Annotated in this window: 15 protein-coding genes; 8 read left to right on the forward strand and 7 right to left on the reverse strand. The window is 56.9% G+C overall.

The window, feature by feature from the left end:
* Positions 1 to 87: 87 nt before the first annotated feature.
* Positions 88 to 3,177, reverse strand: coding sequence for an efflux RND transporter permease subunit (locus tag ACYZTZ_RS14380; protein ID WP_461998678.1), 3,090 nt, complete (start codon positions 3,175 to 3,177; stop codon positions 88 to 90).
* Complete coding sequence (locus ACYZTZ_RS14385) at positions 3,174 to 4,283, reverse strand: efflux RND transporter periplasmic adaptor subunit (RefSeq protein ID WP_461998679.1); 1,110 nt, start codon at positions 4,281 to 4,283, stop codon at positions 3,174 to 3,176. Before ACYZTZ_RS14385 ends, ACYZTZ_RS14380 begins: the two co-directional genes overlap by 4 nt.
* Before the next feature lie 216 nt (positions 4,284 to 4,499).
* Here ACYZTZ_RS14385 and ACYZTZ_RS14390 point away from each other — a divergent pair, with 216 nt between their 5' ends.
* Positions 4,500 to 5,957: an efflux transporter outer membrane subunit gene (locus ACYZTZ_RS14390; RefSeq protein WP_461998680.1), complete on the forward strand. Its 1,458-nt coding sequence runs from the start codon at positions 4,500 to 4,502 to the stop codon at positions 5,955 to 5,957.
* Positions 5,958 to 6,154: 197 nt separating this feature from the next.
* The gene (locus ACYZTZ_RS14395) at positions 6,155 to 6,940 is read left to right on the forward strand and encodes an SDR family NAD(P)-dependent oxidoreductase (RefSeq protein ID WP_461998681.1); all 786 of its coding nucleotides are present in this window, start codon (positions 6,155 to 6,157) and stop codon (positions 6,938 to 6,940) included.
* Positions 6,941 to 7,050: 110 nt separating this feature from the next.
* Here the strand turns inward: ACYZTZ_RS14395 and ACYZTZ_RS14400 are convergent, their stop codons facing one another.
* From ACYZTZ_RS14400 to ACYZTZ_RS14410, 3 genes are all read right to left on the reverse strand, one after another.
* On the reverse strand, positions 7,051 to 8,322 hold the full coding sequence (locus tag ACYZTZ_RS14400; RefSeq protein WP_461998682.1) for an OmpP1/FadL family transporter: 1,272 nt from the start codon (positions 8,320 to 8,322) through the stop codon (positions 7,051 to 7,053).
* A gap of 195 nt (positions 8,323 to 8,517) precedes the next feature.
* Positions 8,518 to 9,138, reverse strand: a complete 621-nt coding sequence (locus ACYZTZ_RS14405) for a TetR/AcrR family transcriptional regulator (RefSeq protein WP_461998683.1) — start codon at positions 9,136 to 9,138, stop codon at positions 8,518 to 8,520.
* A gap of 135 nt (positions 9,139 to 9,273) precedes the next feature.
* Entirely contained in the window at positions 9,274 to 9,681 is a 408-nt protein-coding gene (locus tag ACYZTZ_RS14410; protein WP_461998684.1) for a winged helix-turn-helix transcriptional regulator, read from the reverse strand.
* A 101-nt stretch (positions 9,682 to 9,782) separates the two neighbouring features.
* Between ACYZTZ_RS14410 and ACYZTZ_RS14415 the strand changes: the two genes are divergently transcribed.
* From ACYZTZ_RS14415 to ACYZTZ_RS14425, 3 genes are all read left to right on the forward strand, one after another.
* Complete coding sequence (locus ACYZTZ_RS14415) at positions 9,783 to 10,532, forward strand: NADPH-dependent F420 reductase (protein WP_461998685.1); 750 nt, start codon at positions 9,783 to 9,785, stop codon at positions 10,530 to 10,532.
* Positions 10,533 to 10,785: 253 nt separating this feature from the next.
* A complete protein-coding gene (locus ACYZTZ_RS14420) occupies positions 10,786 to 12,159 on the forward strand; it encodes an IS1182 family transposase (protein WP_461998686.1) in 1,374 nt (457 codons plus the stop codon).
* Between the two features lie 453 nt (positions 12,160 to 12,612).
* Positions 12,613 to 12,960, forward strand: coding sequence for a hypothetical protein (locus ACYZTZ_RS14425; RefSeq protein WP_461998687.1), 348 nt, complete (start codon positions 12,613 to 12,615; stop codon positions 12,958 to 12,960).
* A 109-nt stretch (positions 12,961 to 13,069) separates the two neighbouring features.
* On the opposite strand, the gene ACYZTZ_RS14430 is transcribed toward ACYZTZ_RS14425, so the two are convergent.
* Positions 13,070 to 13,408 (reverse strand): FKBP-type peptidyl-prolyl cis-trans isomerase, encoded by a 339-nt coding sequence (locus tag ACYZTZ_RS14430; RefSeq protein WP_461998688.1) that lies wholly within the window; start codon positions 13,406 to 13,408, stop codon positions 13,070 to 13,072.
* Between the two features lie 164 nt (positions 13,409 to 13,572).
* Between ACYZTZ_RS14430 and ACYZTZ_RS14435 the strand changes: the two genes are divergently transcribed.
* The gene (locus tag ACYZTZ_RS14435; protein ID WP_461998689.1) at positions 13,573 to 14,646 is read left to right on the forward strand and encodes a diguanylate cyclase domain-containing protein; all 1,074 of its coding nucleotides are present in this window, start codon (positions 13,573 to 13,575) and stop codon (positions 14,644 to 14,646) included.
* 60 nt (positions 14,647 to 14,706) lie between these two features.
* Here ACYZTZ_RS14435 and ACYZTZ_RS14440 read toward each other — a convergent pair whose 3' ends face one another.
* On the reverse strand, positions 14,707 to 15,015 hold the full coding sequence (locus ACYZTZ_RS14440; protein WP_461998690.1) for an RcnB family protein: 309 nt from the start codon (positions 15,013 to 15,015) through the stop codon (positions 14,707 to 14,709).
* 151 nt (positions 15,016 to 15,166) lie between these two features.
* Between ACYZTZ_RS14440 and ACYZTZ_RS14445 the strand changes: the two genes are divergently transcribed.
* Both ACYZTZ_RS14445 and tcuC read left to right on the forward strand, forming a co-directional pair.
* The gene (locus ACYZTZ_RS14445; protein ID WP_461998691.1) at positions 15,167 to 15,772 is read left to right on the forward strand and encodes a DJ-1/PfpI family protein; all 606 of its coding nucleotides are present in this window, start codon (positions 15,167 to 15,169) and stop codon (positions 15,770 to 15,772) included.
* A gap of 156 nt (positions 15,773 to 15,928) precedes the next feature.
* Complete coding sequence (tcuC, locus tag ACYZTZ_RS14450) at positions 15,929 to 17,221, forward strand: tricarballylate/proton symporter TcuC (RefSeq protein ID WP_461998692.1); 1,293 nt, start codon at positions 15,929 to 15,931, stop codon at positions 17,219 to 17,221.
* The last annotated feature ends 17 nt before the right edge of the window (positions 17,222 to 17,238 follow it).

The following is a 17,238-nucleotide window of genomic DNA, read 5'->3' on the forward strand; positions in this document are numbered from 1 at the left end:
TTCGAAGGAGTCTAGAAAATCAGGGGCAATTCAGTTGTCAGGTGAACGGCGAGAGGACGGGTGCGTCCTCTCCTCTGGGTTCGCGTGCTACATGAGTTTCGCTGTTTCAGTTGACCCTTTATTGACAGGACGGATCTTGAACCAGATGGAGTACATCGCTGGCAGGAACACCAGCGTCATGATGGTGCCGACGAAGGTGCCTCCGATAAGGGTGTAGGCCAGCGTCCCCCAGAAGACGGAGTGTGTCAGGGGAATGAACGCAAGGATGGCGGCGAGTGCTGTCAGCAATACCGGGCGGGCACGTTGTACCGTGGCTTCGACCACTGCGTGAAACGGGTCCAGCCCTTCTTGCGCGTTGTGATGGATTTGCCCAATCAGAATCAACGTATTGCGCATCAGAATGCCCGAAAGAGCGATTAGACCGACCAGAGCGTTGATACCAAACGGCTGCTGGAAAATAAGCAGTGTCGGCACCACACCAATCAACCCCAGTGGCGAGGTGAGGAACACCATGATCATCGCCGAGATAGAACGAACCTGCAGAATGATGACCAGCAGCGTCATGGCAATCATGATCGGGAACAGCGGCAACATCGCTTTGCCGGCCTTGCCCGACTCCTCGATTGCACCCGCCTGCTCAATCCGGTACCCGCCAGGCAGCTTGTCGATGACGGGCTGCAGCTCCTTCATGATCACGCTCGAGACGTCCGGTGGCTGCAGACCTTCGGCAATGTCACCGCGCACGGTGATGGTCGGTGTGCGGTCACGACGGCGGAGGATCGGATCCTCCATACGAACATCGACCTCTCCCACCTGAGACAGCGGAATTCGCTGACCCGCCGTACCGACCAGCGTAAATCCTTCAATCTTGGCGGGATCGAGCCGGATATCACCCGCTGCGCGACCCACCACCTGCACCGAACGAATGTCCTCACGAACCGCGGTGATCGGTACGCCCGCCAGCAGGAACTGCAGTTGTTGCGCGACTGAACTTGATGTCAACCCAACCGCCTCCAAGCGATCCTGATCCAGAGCGAAATGCAGCGTCGGCGTCAGTGGCCCCCAATCGGTGTTGACGGTTCTCATCATCGGGCTTGACTGCAACACGTCCTGTACCTGGCCCGCAATCTCGCGCAACGTTGACGGATCGGGGCCCATTACCCGATAGGCAACAGGGAATGGCGAATATGGACCAAACACAAGCTGAGTCACCCTGACTCGCGCTTCTGGTGCAAGTCCCTGCGCAGCCGCCTCGCGGATACGAAACTTGAGGGCCTCACGCGCCTCCTGGCTGTCTGTCAGTACCACAATCTTCGCGAACGACGGATCGGGGAGTTCCGGCGCCATGGCCAGATAGAAACGCGGCGCGCCTTGCCCGATGTAAGCAGTGACGATTTTTGCCTCAGCCTGCTTTTGCAGCCAGGCCTCTATCTTGGCAGTGGTGGCGCTGGTCTGCTCAATGGAGGTCCCATAAGGCATTTGTACTTCAATCAATACCTCTGGACGGTCCGAGGTAGGGAAAAACTGCTTCTTGACCAGGCTCATACCGAGGATCGCCACGACAAACGAGGCGATAACAGTGCCAACCACCAGCCATTTGCGCGCGATGACCCGCGTCAAAATCCGGCGGAAGCGGTTGTAGTTAGGGGTGTTGTAGATGGCCGCGTGACCACCCTCGACCTTCTTGATGTTCGGCAACATCTTCACCCCCAGGTATGGGGTAAAAGCTACCGCGACCACCCAGGAGGCAATCAGGGCAATGCCCACGATCCAGAACATGTTGCTGGTGTACTCGCCGGCGGTCGATTGCGCGAAGCCGTTGGGCATAAAGCCGATAGCGGTCACCAGCGTACCGGAAAGCATCGGCGCGGCGGTATGACTCCAGGCATACGCGGACGCTTTGATGCGGTCGTAGCCCTCTTCCATTTTCACCACCATCATTTCGATAGCAATGATGGCGTCGTCCACCAGCAGTCCCAGCGCCAGAATCAACGAGCCGAGGGTAATACGGTCAAAGTTCTTTCCAGTGGCCGCCATCACCACAAACACCACGGCCAACGTCAATGGCACAGCTGCAGCGACCACAACGCCTACCCGCCAGCCCATGCTGAGAAAGCAGACAAGCATCACCACAAGCAGCGCGACGAAGAATTTGACCATGAACTCGCCGACCGCCGAATCGATATTTACAGATTGATCGGTGACTTTGGAAAGCGCCATGCCCAGCGGCATGCCTTCATTTATTTTGACTGTCTCTGCGTCCAACGCCTTGCCGAGGTCAAGACCGTTCCAGCCCTCACGCATCACGATCCCCAGTAACAAGGCCTCTTCACCGTTATTGCGCACGAGAAAGGTTGCGGGATCTTCATAACCACGTTCGATCGTCGCCACGTCAGAGAGTTTGAGCGTGCGCCCCTGAATCGCAATGGGTGTGTCACGTATCTTCTGCACCTTATCGAAGGCGCCATCCAGCCGGAGGAAGACCTGCGGCCCATTGGTTTCGATCGAACCAGCGGGCGTGAGCACGTTTTGATTATTCAGCGCGGCAAAGATGTCCTGAGGAGAGATGCCCAAGGTGGCCAGCCGATCATGAGAAAAGGAAACAAAGATACGTTCGGGTTGCTCCCCAATGATGTTGACCTTCTTCACGCCCGGCACGTGCAGCAGACGCTGGCGTAACGACTCAGCATCGCGCACCAACAGTCGCTGCGGCTCGCCTTTGGCTTTCAGGGCGAAAAGCGCAAATGTCACGTCCGAAAATTCGTCGTTAACCATTGGCCCGATGACTCCCGCTGGCAGCTTCCGGGCCTCGTCGTCGAGCTTTTTACGCGCTTGATAGAACTCTTCCTGTACTTGCGAGGGCGGCGTGCTATCGAGCAGGGACACCATCGTGAAGGCGAGGCCAGGACGGGTGTAGGTTTCCGTGCGGTCGTACCATTTCAGTTCTTGCAGGCGTTTTTCAAGTGGCTCTGCTACCTGATCCTGCATCTCCTGCGCCGTCGCGCCTGGCCAGGCGGTGATAACCGTCAACTGCTTGACCGTAAATGGAGGATCTTCTGCGCGCCCAAGCTGGAAGAACGACAAGATGCCCGCAACGGCAATCAAGAAGATCAGAAATACCGTGATGGAACGCTCACGAACGGCGATCGCGGAAAGATTGAAGCGACCCTCGCTCATGGACGACCCCCGGCAACTTTGGCGTCATCCTGTTGAGGCGATCTCACTTCTTCACCCTCTCGCAGCAGATGTGCGCCTAGCGCTACGATCTGCTCGCCAACCTTGAGATCACCCGCGACTTGTGCAGAGTCGTCGCTCAAGCCCAAGACTTGAACAGGTCGCCAGGCCACCTTCGCAGGTGTACCGGCGATGACCCACAGGCCAGTGCCTTTGCCCGGGTCATAAACGGCTGCGATCGGTACTTGCATCGCTTGCCCTTGCGCGGCGCCCTCAGCGATCCGAAGCGTGACCGTCGAACCTATCGGTGCATTGGCCAGCGCGCCCTCAAGCACATACCGCGCCTCAAAGGTGCGGGTCATACGGTCGGCCGAGTCGGACAGCAGCCTCAGCTTCGCTGTAACAGCACCCGTGGTGTTGCCATAAAGAGTCGCTTGCGCGGTGGATCCTGCTGCGGGGCGCAACGTCTCGGGCAGGTGCACGATGGCTTCGCGCTGACCTGCCCGCGCCAGTCGAACTACGGGCTGCCCCGGGCTGACGACTTGCCCTGGCTCGGCGAGCGTCTCCACCACAACGCCGTCGGAATCCGCAAACAGCACCGCATAACCAGAAGCATTGCGGGCTACATCAGCCTGCGCTTCAGCAGCGCTAAGCTGCGCCTTTGCGGTATCCGCTGCGGCTTTGATCTGGTCGTAGGCCGATGCAGAAATAGCGCCTGCGGCGACCAGGTCGCGATATCGAGCCTCGTCATCCGTTGTCTGCTTGGCTCGGGCCCGAGCGGCTATGACCGACTCTTGCTGTGCTCGCGCCTGTAACCCCAGGTCGATTGGGTCGAGGCGCATAAGCGGCTGACCACGTTTAACGGTCTGACCGGTGTCAACCAGACGCTCAAGTACCTTGCCTGATACCCGAAAACCCAGGTCGCCCTGGACGCGGGCAGCCACTACACCTGTGAAGGAACGCGAGACGTCGGACGAAGCCTGAACCGCAGAGACCCTCACCAGTGGGGCAAGCGTACGCGGATCCTCAACGGAGGATGAGTCGCCACACGCCGTCAGGACGAGAGGCAACAAGCAAGCGGCAATGGGGAAAGGTCGAAGCCGGCGCATAGGTTCCCTTACTTAAAAATAGGACGAGCGTCATATCCTCAGCCTGGTGACCTAATGTGTCAATGGTCACACATCGTGATGCATATAGCTCCTCAAACTCAGAACAGAAACCACGGAAATCAATAATAAAATCTGGCTTGGCTCAAATAACGTCAATTGACAGGAGGTGACCAACACGTAATATGGTCACAAATATCCTCGATTGAAGGAATCTCAATGCCTCCCCTCCGTCCAATTGCTCTTTTGGTGAGCGCCGGCTTAATGGCAGGTTGCGCGGTCGGTCCGGACTACCATCGTCCGGACGCTCCGCTCTCGGATCGTTACTTGGGTCAGCCTTCTGTCGAACAGCGGCCTGGAGCGACGCCGACCAACCTTGTTGCTTGGTGGGAAAGCTTCGGTGATCCAGTGCTAGCCGACTTCGTCTCCAAGGCACTTGCGCAGAATCTGGACCTGGCGCAGGCGTCGGCGCGACTCACGCAGGCGCGGGCCGGACTAGGTGCTGCAAATGCCGCTTTGCTGCCCTCGGGGAACATCAGCGGCCAGGCCGCGCGCTCCTACCAGTCAATCGAGACGCCGCTCGGCCAGGTGTTGAACTCAACGCCTGGCTATGATCGGTACGGAAGTTCCTACGAGGCCAACCTCGATGCCAGCTGGGAGGCAGATGTCTTTGGCGGCCTGAGACGCGGACGCGAGGCCGCAATGGCCGAGTACCAGGCTTCCGAGGCGAGCGTCGCTGCCACAAGACTGGCCATCGCCGCGCAGACCGCCGATATCTACATCACTATCCGCGGACTGCAGACCCGGCTGGACATTGCGAATCGGCAAGTCAAAACGCAGCAGGCGCTACTAGAGAAAGTCCAATTGCTCTACAGCAAGGGGCTCGCCGCCAATTATCAGGTTCGTCAGACCGAGGGGGAGCTATCGCAGGTCCAAGCGACAGTGCCGGTCCTGCAGACCGGTCTGGATGCGGCCATGAATACGCTGGATGTGATGCTCGGCACGCCACCCGGCACTCACCGCACGCAACTGGCAGGTGCGGGGAGCATTCCTGTAGCGCCGCAGTTAAAGGCGATGGGAACGCCGGCCGATTTGCTGCGCCGCAGGCCAGATCTCATTGTGGCTGAGCGCCGCCTTGCGGCCTCAAACGCACGCATCGGGGAGGCGATTGCTGAGTACTATCCGAAATTCTCCCTTAGCGCATTGCTGGGCAGTGCCACGGCTGTATCCGCAGGCAACCTTTTTACCGGCGGCGCCAGCCAGTCGGCGGGCGTACTGGGACTGCGCTGGAGACTCTTCGACTTCGGTCGCATCAACGCCCAAATCGACCAAGCCAAGGGACAGGAAGCCGAAACCCTGGCCGCTTACCGTCAGTCTGTGCTGCGCGCCACCGAGGATGTCGAGAACTCGCTCTCCTCACTGGTGAATCGGGAAGCTCAAGCAAACACCCTCACCGGGGGGGAGGCGTCTCTGACACAGGCTCGCCAATCGTCGTTCATTGCCTATGAGAAAGGCACGGCCAGCCTGATCGATGTCCTGCACGCTGACGAGACGATGCTCCAGGCTTCCGATGCCCGGGCGCAAGCGCGAACGGAATCGGCACGGGCGGCGGTAGCGGTATTCAAGTCACTCGGTGGTGGCTGGCAACCTTGGGATGTCACGGTGACGAGTCGATGAAGCTTGGCCCATTTTTTCTCTATCAAAACTTCGATCTTCACCGTCTCGGCGATCGCGCAGTCTTGAGGCAATGAGCAGATTACTTACCGAGTCGGATAGAGATCTGGAGGACTGATGAAGACCTACGGTCCCGTCCGCATTTTTGTTCAGCAGCAAGAACAGACAGGTTCTTCAATAATCAAGCAGGGGTTAACAACATGACAGTGAGAGAAAATTCTTGGGTGCTCGTCACTGGCGCTTCCAGCGGATTCGGCAAAGAATTTGCTCGGCAGTACGCAGCAAAAGGAAGATCGCTGATTCTGGTGGCGCGCAGATTGAACGAACTTGAAGCGCTCGCGGATGAATTGCGTAACGGTTTCGCCGTTGATGTGATGGTGAAACAAGCAGATCTTTCGTCAATTGATGTGATTATCGACCTGCATCGGTACCTGCATGATCGCAATATTGTTGTCGATGTACTGATCAACAACGCGGGTTACGGCTTACAGGGTGCGTTCTTGGACGAACCTCTGGAAAGCTCTCTGGCCATGATCGACTTGGATGTTGCCAGCCTGACCGCCATGACTCGCCTTTTTGCAGAAGATATGCGAGCCAGGCGCAAAGGACATATTTTGATGGTCGCCAGCCTGCTGTCCTACCAAGGCGTCAAGAATTTTGCCGTTTACTCCGCCGCCAAAGCCTATGTTCTTCGCTTCTCTGATGCGCTTCATCGCGAACTGAAAAATGACGGTGTCGTCGTTACCGCACTTTGCCCCGGGATGTCGGATACCGGATTTGCAGAGAGCGCCAAGCAACGGATCACGCCAACCTTAAAAAGGGTGATGATGCAGCCTCAACCCGTCGTACGTGCAGGAATCCGTGCGCTGCAGGCAGGACGTATGAGTGTGGTGCCGGGTTTTGGCAACAAGGCCATCACTGTCTTGACGTGGGCCACGCCACGTCGGTTTCATCAGAGCCTGATGGCGCAGGTGATGGGCGTCTGAGGGGGCGACAAAGAGGCCTTTTCCCTGAAGGGAAAGGCCCCGGATGTTTTTTGACGGTCGGAAGGTAAAGCGTTCTCCCGACCGGACATCTATCGTGTAACAGCACTCAACTAGAAACGGTAACTCACAGAAGTACCGAGCCCGCTCGCACTGTTCTTATATTTGGCACTGTATGCACCTCTGGTCGGCGAGGTGTCGTTGACCTGCACGCTCTCCTCCCACAGGTAGGAGTAAGCAAAATCGATCGTGACATTGTCCGCCGGAGTCCAGCCAGCACCGAAGCTGATGACCTTCCTGTCGCCCGTAGGAATGCGCGGTCCACGATTGGTGTTATTGGTCGGTGACTGATCGACCGAAAAGCCTGCGCGAAGCACCCACTCGTCATTCAGTTTGTACGCCGTGCCGATAGCGTGAGCCCACGTATCGTGCCAATTCTGTTCTTCGGTAATGGTGCCCAGCGCGCCGCTCAACGCAGGGGGTAAACCTGTGTTCTCGATGGTTAACTCTTTGAAGCGACTCCAGCGAGTCCAGGTGCTCCCCAAGTAGAGGGTCCAGTCGTTACTGAGCTGATGAGTCACCGAGAAATCCACTGACTCCGGGGTATCCACATCCAGCGAAGCGTCATAGCTGCGGCCGCTGACCCCCAACACGCTGAAGATGCCGTCAGTGACCTTGGTCTTGGCATCCAATTGATAACTGACCATGGAATGGTAGGTCATACCCAAACGGGTTCGGTCTGTAGCCTGCACCAGGATACCGGCGTTGAAACCAAGGGCAGTGTCGTCACCCGTGCTTTTGAGTTTTCCGTCATTGCGACCAGGGCTAAGTGGATTGGGCACCATCCCCGACAGCTCACCGCTGATACGGTTGATGGTCGGACCGAACCCGATCGAAACTTTGTCGTTGAAGGCATAGCTGATGGTGGGCTGGAACGTAAGGGTCGTGACCTCGCTTTTATTGGCGTAGTAACGCCCGGCGAAACCGCTGCCATAGTCAGTCATCAGACCGAAAGGTACATAAAAACCTACACCGAACGCCCAATGCTCATCGATGGGCTTGACGTAGTAACCCATAGGCACGGTGGTGGTTGGTACCATGTCGCCGTCTTCCTGGCCGCCGAATGTACTGCGGGTGTGGCTGATGTCGGACTTGGCGAAAAGAGTCGCCGCCCCCACGCTCACCTGCTCTCTTTTCAAGCGCGACATGCCCGCGGGATTACCGAAGACCGTGCTCGCATCTTCAGCGGAGGAGGAGCGACCTGCAAACCCGGATCCCATCCCGCTGATGCTTTGTTCATTGAGAGCGAAGCCGCTTGCAAAAACGTTTGAGGATGCGAGCACGACAGCAAAGCCAAATGGGCTCTTGAGCAATATTGTTTTCATTGTTTGAACTCTATGGGTATCACTGAGATGAAACAGTCGAAGCGACGATCCTATATTTGTTCATGTGACCAATTCAGTTAATAGTCACTAAGCACATAAATAAAATGCCCTTCGACGGATAGAAGAAGGGCAAAGTGAAAAGCCGTTTGGTGATCTGTCGCTTGACCGGATATGCCGTAAACCTTCAGACGAAGGTCAAGGCATGAGGCTGCGCAAGATGAGATTGGAGGTGAGCGTGGGCGCTACCTCGACGAAATCGAGGTTGTACTGCAGCAGCAATGGGTTGACGAATGGCCGCAGCGCGAGATGTATCGCTTCTACTGTCTCGTCCAGCGGAGTCTTGCGTTCAAATTCGCCAATCTCTCGCCCCTCTCGCACGATTTGCAACACGAAGCGTTTGATCTGTGCGTCATAAGCCTGCGTACTGGGCCAACTTTCCGACGCCGCGAATGCTGCAATGTCATAGAGTTTTCGGTCGTTAAAGAACAGATTCACACCTGTGGCGATCACCGTTTTGACCAGACGTCGAAAGCGCTCCGTCGGCGACAGGTCCTCTACATTGATAGCCTGCTCCACAGCTACGACTATTTCTCCCAGACAATTTGCGCAGATGGCTTCACCGATCGCCTGCTTGGAATCAAAAAATTTGTAGATGTAGGCCTTGGAAAACCCGATGGCCTTGGCCAGGTCGGAAACCGTGGTTTTGCTGTAGCCGTATTGACTGAAGTGTTCGTTGGCCGCCGCGACAATCTGATCGCGAATGTCATGATCGATTGGGCCACGGGGGCTGGGGGAAGATATTGATGGCTGATTCATGGGAATAGCTTACTCACCCTATCGAGGACTTACAAATTGTGACCGACAGTGTATATAGTCACAAATCGAACATTCGGAAACCATAGCTGATCGGATTGGAAACGGGCTGACATTTGAGTAATCGAACAGTGCAGATTAGCGTTCCACAAGTCGATCGTCGCTATCGCTAAGTAGTTCCATACCTTTCGCTTCGTGCTGATGACGAAGCTCAGCCCAGTCGATTAGAGCTGTCATAGCCGGGCCGAGTGCATGACCCAGCGTTGTCAGCGCGTACTCCACTCGCGGAGGTACCTCTGGGTATACGGTGCGCTGAACGATGTCGTCTTGCTGGAGCCCTTTCAACTGCTGAATGAGCATCTTCTGCGTGACATCGGGAATAAGCTTTTCCAGTTCGGAGAACCGAAGCGGCCGGCCTTTAGCGGCCATCAGCTCATTGATGATCACAATTTTCCATTTGCCCTCCAAAACGCGAAGCGTAGCGTTTATAGCGGCTGACCAGGCCTGCCGTCGTAAAGGGTTCCCACATTCCCACTCGCGCTCCATCGATACTTACCTTTTGGTGGGTTACAGACTAAAACGTCGGTTCTTGCGGATATTGCAGTGCTGATACTAACGTATCCGGACTTTGAATCCTTGGAGGCATTATGAAAATCGCAATCGTTGGTATCGGATCTATCGGCGGAACCCTTGCCCGCCGATTAGTGACTGCTGGCCACGAGGTCAAAGTGGCCAACTCTCGGGGGAAAAATGCGGTGAGCACCGTTGCCAAGGAAGCAGGTGCCGTTCCTTGTGACTTGAAAGATGTCTTCGACAGCGCCGATGCTGTGATTATTTCGATCCCCCAACCGGCCATGGCGACGCTCCCAAAGAACCTGTTGGCCGCGCTCCCCTCCTCGGTTCCAGTGGTAGACACCAGTAACTACTACCCAGGTCTGAGAGACGAGCACATCGCCGCGTTGGAAAATGGTCAAACGGAGAGCGTGTGGGTTAGCGAGCAACTTGGCCGACCGGTGATCAAGGCATTCAACAACATTCTGGCTTATTCGCTGGAGAATCTCGATAAGCCAAAAGGCGCGCACGGCCGTCTGGCTGTCGCCGTTGCTGGTGACGATGCAAATCATAAGCGTCTCGTGATGCAGCTTGTCGATGAAGTTGGATTCGACCCGGTCGACAGTGGCAGCCTGCAGGAGTCATGGCGTCAACAACCCTGTACGCCAGCGTACTGCTGCGATTACACCGCTGAAGAGATGCGCCCGGCGCTGAATGCCGCAGTCAAGGGAGCCGCAGCGCAGAAGCGAGAGGCGTTCAATACGCAACTCCCAGCACTCTTCGCGAAAAAACCTTCGCATGATGACGTGGTTGAATTTAATCGGAGCTTCAACGAGGCCGGCTGAATTCCTCGTCACCTATCCATCCGACACCATGATTGTTGGGCGCGACACGCCATATAGCAGGCTTTCAAGCTCAAAATCTCAGTGGCTGCTTTGCAGGAGGCAGTTCCAAAAACTGTATGTCTGGAGCCTGTGTTGACCCGTCGTAACAAACGGTAAAGCGACTGACTGGTAATGGCCGATTCTGTTGAAAAAGTAGCTCCCCTGTCGGGCTTGCGGCAAAATTGCTTCAACGGCCTGCGGGGGATTACACAGCATGATGGGACAGTTATCGAGTGGGCAGGAGCGGCTGTTTTACTCGTTCAACCTTGAAGATCACATTCCCGCCAATCACCTCCTGCGCAGCATTGATCGGTGTCTCGATCTGAGCGACCTGCGCCATTACCTCGCCGATTTTTATAGCCCGATCGGGCGTCCGTCGATTGATCCTGAACTGATGATCCGCATGCTGATCGTGGGCTATTGCTACGGCATTCGCTCAGAGCGGCGGTTGTGCGAAGAGGCCCATTTGAACCTGGCGTATCGCTGGTTCTGCCGGTTGAGCCTTGAAGATGAAGTCCCCAACCACTCGACGTTTTCGAAAAATCGACATGGCCGTTTTCGGGACAGCGATCTGTTTCGCTGGTTGTTCAATGAAGTGTTGCGTCGCTGCATGGACGCCGGCCTGGTCAAGGGCGAAGGCTTTGCCGTGGACGCCAGCATCATCAAAGCGGATGCGAGTCGGCAGCGCGGCGTACCGAGTGATGAACCGGTCAACTGGAGCGATCCGGCCCTGAGCTCCCGCGCCGTGCGTGAGTACCTTGAAGGCCTCGATGAAGAGGCTTTGGCCGAAACGCTACCGAAGCGCCTGTCGCTGACGGATCCTCAAGCCCGCTGGACCGCTGCTCCAGGCGGCCCAGCTTTCTACGCTTACTCCACGAATTATCTGATCGATACCGAGCACGGCGTGATCATGGATGTGGAACCCACACCGGCTCATCGAACCGCAGAAGTCGAGAGCACCAAGACGATGATCGATCGGGTCGAAGCGCAGTTCGACATCAAGCCAGAGCGCCTCATTGGCGACACCGCTTACGGTACCGCGCCGATGCTGGCCTGGATGGTGGAGGAAAAAGACATCGAGCCGCATGTGCCGGTGTGGGACAAAACCGAGCGCAAGAACGACAGTTTTTCGAGCAACGATTTCCACTGGAATGAAGAGGCTGAGGAATACCGCTGCCCGGCCGGCAATCCATTGCGCAGCGAATGGCGAGCCTTCAAAAATGAGCGTTCACACGTCACCAAAGCCAACACCATCATCTTCCGATCCAGGCAGACCGACTGCGTTGCCTGTCCGATGAAAGCCAAGTGCTGCCCGAACACTGCGTTCCGCAAGATCGCCCGCAGCGTCCATGAAGCCGCGCGCGATGTGGCTCGGCGCATTGCAGCAACGCCGGCATATCAGCGCTCTCGCCACGAACGTAAAAAGGTCGAAATGTTGTTTGCCCACCTCAAGCGCATCCTGAAATTGGATCGCCTGCGGCTACGTGGCATGAGTGGCGCGACGGATGAATTCACGCTGGCCGCTGCGGTGCAGAACCTGCGACGGCTGGCCAAATTTTCATCTCAAGGGCCACCAGTCACGGGATAGGTGCGCCTGCACCAAGCAAAAAACCTCAAACTAACCCACTAACAGAGCAGCAAAGGTCAACGAAGGGCCGAGAAGCCACTCAATGTGGTGAGTAGGTTCTCCGGTGGTGGTCGCGCCTGAGTTCAGGCGATCTGAAAGTCCGACTTTTTCAACAGAATCGGCCGTTCTCTGCCGATCAGGGTTATAAAGCGTGGCTGGTCAAATCCGATGCAATCGGTGGTCAGAACAAATGCAATCGACTGGTCAGGTCGAATGCAAGCGGGTGGTCAAGTGGAGTGCAATTTCGCACCTAGCGGTTAATCATCGCGGGGCAGTACTTGCAGCAATTCACTTCTCTTGAAAGAAACGCATGCATTTGTAACAACAGGACGAGTTTCAGACCCGTCCTACAGCCAAAGGATGCAACCCTAAGTTAAAAGTCGATAACAAGGGCAACACTCCAGGAGTAAAAAAGTGAGCCTTCTCTACCAGGATCCATCCATGAGCCACGAGGAAGCGACGAGGCTCCTTGCTAGCGATGTAGAAATGAACGTTATTGCCGCATTGGTTTCCATCGGCCTGAATGAGCAGGACGGAACCTGGGCTCAGAACACCTGCCTCAAGTACCTCGCAAGTGAGGCCGAGTCGATTGGAGCATCCGCCATCACTGCTCTTGGTCATATAGCCCGCAGGCATGGCGATCTGGATACGAAAGTGGTGCTCCCGGCACTCGAAAGCGCGAAGTACAAGTTCCCCTCCTTGGAAGGAGTTGTGACGGATACCCTTGACGACATTGACGCATTCACCCGAATCATCAGATAGAAGGCGCTGGCGAAAAAATAGTGGCAAGGTGGCTTGATCAATGTTCCAAAAAAACCGCCCTTTCTGTGTGCAGATAGTGCGGTTCTTGTTATTTCAGCTCATACACCAATCAATCATCGCGAGTCAGCACTTCCAGCAATTCAATCTCGAAAATCAGGTTCGAGTTCGGCGTGATCGCCCCCATCGAACGCCCGCCATAGCCTAGATGCGCCGGCACCAACAGCTTGCGCTTGCCACCAACCTGCATCCCCATAATCCCCAGATCCCAACCCTTGATCACCCTCCCAGTGCCGATCACGCACTGAAAAGGCTTGCCACGGCTGTAGGAAGAATCGAATTCAGTGCCGTCTTCCAGCCAGCCACGGTACTGCGTGGTGATCAGCGCGCCTTTGACGGCGGCTTTGCCGTCGCCCACCTGAAGATCGATTACCTGAAGCTCGTCATTCATTGCATGCACTCGTGTGTTCGTTTACCCGAAAGGCGTTATGGGCGCCGTTTTCCCAGAAATGCGCCCAATTGGCAACCGATTCGACCTGTTTCTGGCATTAACCGTGAACTAAGATAAGCAACACCTAACCCCACGGATCAACACGCCATGATGGCAACCCCTGAATGAATTTCGTCTGGACCAGCGCAATCATCAGCTCAGTGATGCTTGCCCTGATCGTCGCGTTGATCTGTCGCGAGCGCTCGCTGCAAAAGCAGCTGGCCGAGTATCGCCTGCTGATCACCAACCTGACTGACGGACAAAACATCCGCCAGGACGGCGACGCCGAACGCTTCAAGCGTAGCCAGTATTTCGCCCGCATCGGCACGTGGGACTGGGATGTCGACACCGACAAGCTCTACTGGTCGGACGCGATCTACGGCATGTTTGGCTTCAAGATCGACGAAGTAACGCCCTCCTATGCCCTATTTTGCTCATGTGTTCACCCCGACGATCGGGCCAGGGTCCGGGCCGGGGAATTACGCTGCCTGGAAACCGGCGACAACCATGACGAGGAGTACCGGGTGGTCTGGCCCGACGGCACGATCCGCTGGCTTCGGGAAACCGGCAATGTGGTCAAGAACGACCACGATGCAACGATCAAGATGATGGGCGTGGTGCGCGATATCACCGAGGAAAAAGCCTCCGCCAGCTACCTGCAACACCTGGCTCACTTCGACCCGCTGACCGGTCTGCCCAATCGCCTGGTGCTCGAGGAGCGTCTGTCCGAGGCGCTGGAACAGGCGCGCATCAGCGCCACGAGGGTTGCGCTGGTGTTTGTCGACCTCAACGGTTTCAAGGCAATCAACGACCATTACGGCCATGCCGCCGGCGACCGGGTACTGATCACCACCGCCACCCGACTGAAAAAAATCCTGCGTTCAACCGATACCGTCGCCCGGATCGGTGGCGACGAATTTGTGGTCATCCTTCAAGGCCTGCCCCAGGGCAACAGCCTGCAAGACGAAGCCCGCAGCATCTGCCAGAAAATCTTCGTCGAACTGTCGCCACCGGTGACCATCGGTAATGATCAACGCCACATCGGCACCAGCCTGGGGGTCGCGGTGTTCCCGGACCATGCGCCGAGCATGGACCGGTTGATTCATATTGCGGATCTGGCGATGTATGAGGCGAAGCGCAGTGGGAATAATCAGTATCGGTTGGGTGAACAAATTTTGAGCCCTAGCCGGGTCGAATGACCCGTTCAGTGCTTGCGCTGACCAAAAGGAACACCATTGAAGGTGAATGTTGCTTGCGGCCTAACGCTCCACCGGTGTGATTTCGATAATCGTCCCGTTAGTAATCATCACCATCATGTACTTGTCGTTGATCTGCACCCATTGCGCCTGCCCCTTCGGGGCTTTCAGGCCTTTCTGCTTCCAGTTGCTCAAGGCTTTTTCGCTGCGCTGGTAAACGTCCGGGGCGCGGTCGCCGACCACTAACTCCCGGGTGTTGTTGACCCCAGGCTGAACGGTTTTTTGCGCTGGGTCATCCGCCTGAACGATCGGGCTGATACCGGCAACGCCTGCAGCCAAGGCAAGGGCGGCGATGAGGGTTTTGCTGTTCATGGGGTGATCCTCCAGTGATGTCGTGGTACCCGAACTCCGACTGCGCTCGCGATAAATCATTCATTACTGTTGCGATGATTCTGTGCCGAACTGTACGGGGGACTTGGCGCAGCGTCAGCGTAGGCTGCGAAAAAAACCATCGGAATTCGCCATGCACATCGCCATTCTGACCTTTGACGGTTTCAACGAACTGGATTCCCTGATCGCCTTCGGCATGCTCAGCCGGGTTTCCCTGCTCGGCGACAAGGACTGGCGCGTGAGCATTGCTTCGCCAACGCCGCGGGTCACGTCCATGAATGGTTTGACCATCGATGCCCACGTCGACCTGGTCGAGGCCTGTCAGGCGGATGCAGTGCTGGTAGGCAGTGGCCGGAAGACCCGCGAAGTGGCCAGCGATCCGGCGATCATGACGCAGTTACGCCTTGATCCAGCGCGGCAACTGCTGGCGGCCCAATGTTCCGGCACCTTCCTGTTGGCCAAACTCGGCTTGCTCGGTCAGGCACCCGCCTGCACCGACACCACCAGCAAACCGTGGGTGCAGGCAGCGGGGGTCAACATCGTTAATCAGGCGTTCTACGCCAATGGCAACATCGCCACCGCCGGCGGCTGTTTGTCGGCGCAGTACCTTTCGGCGTGGTTGCTGGCCCGCTTCAAAGGCACCGAGACGGCGCGGGAAGTGCTGCATTATTTCGCCCCGGTCGGCGAGAAAGAAGACTATGTGGCGCGGGCGTTTGCTCATATCCAGGCCAGTCTGTAACGACGCAGCCTGCGAATGCATTGATCCGTTTCACGCATTAATGCATGCCAACAATGCAATTAACATATCGATCACCCTGCTCCACTATCCGCCCCAATAAGAACCGTGCGCCGCGTCCAGGCGGTGCACGTCATAAAAGCGGTGGAGTACACGTCAATGACAGCATCAATCCATTCTGGTCGCTCCCGGGCCAGTGCGATTTTCCGGGTCACCTCGGGCAACTTCCTCGAACAATTCGACTTCTTCCTTTTCGGCTTTTACGCCACGCAGATCGCTGCCGTGTTCTTCCCGGCCAGCAGCGAGTTCGCCTCGCTGATGATGACCTTCGCGGTGTTCGGCGCCGGCTTTCTGATGCGACCGTTGGGCGCCGTGGTGCTGGGTGCTTACATCGATGATGTGGGTCGGCGCAAAGGGTTGATCGTCACCCTGTCGATCATGGCCAGCGGCACGATTTTGATTGTGCTGGTGCCCGGTTACGAAACCATCGGGCTGTTCGCCCCGGCCATCGTGTTGATCGGCCGTTTGCTGCAAGGCTTCTCGGCCGGCGCAGAAATGGGTGGCGTCTCGGTGTATCTCTCGGAGATCGCCACGCCCGGCAACAAAGGCTTCTTCACCAGTTGGCAGTCGGCCAGCCAGCAAGTGGCGATCATTGTCGCGGCGGCGTTGGGCTATGGCCTGAACCAATGGATGGCGCCGGCGATGATTGCCGACTGGGGCTGGCGGATTCCGTTTTTCGTCGGTTGCATGATCGTGCCGTTCATTTTTTTCCTGCGCCGCAACCTTGAGGAAACCGAAGCGTTCGCCGCCCGTAAACACCGCCCGAGCATGGGCGATGTGTTCCGCACGTTGGCGCAGAACGGGGTGATCGTGTTCGCCGGAATGATGATGGTCGCCCTGACCACCACTGCGTTTTACCTGATCACCGTGTACGCACCGACCTTCGGCAAAACCGTGCTGCACCTGAGTACATCTGATGCGCTGCTGGTGACCTTGCTGGTGGGCGTTTCGAACTTCTTCTGGCTGCCGATTGGCGGTGCACTGTCGGACCGCATCGGCCGTCGCCCGGTGCTGATCGCCATGGCCCTGCTGACATTGGCCACGGCATATCCGGCGCTGACGTATCTGGTGCAGGCGCCGAGTTTCATCAACATGCTGTTGGTGCTGCTGTGGTTGTCGTTCATTTACGGGTTGTACAACGGCGCGATGATTGCCGCGCTGACGGAAATCATGCCGGTGGAAGTTCGGGTTGCCGGTTTCTCCCTGGCTTATAGCCTGGCCACGGCGGTGTTCGGTGGTTTCACACCGGCGATGTCGACCTTCCTGATCCAGTACACCGGCAACAAGGCTGCGCCCGGTTATTGGATGAGTTTTGCCGCGCTCTGTGCCCTGTGCGCGACGCTGTATCTCTATCGCCGTTCGACCGGTCGCCTGCAACCGGCGATGTCCTGAACCCTTTGAGCGCACAT

Source organism: Pseudomonas sp. LB3P58, from assembly GCF_054897895.1.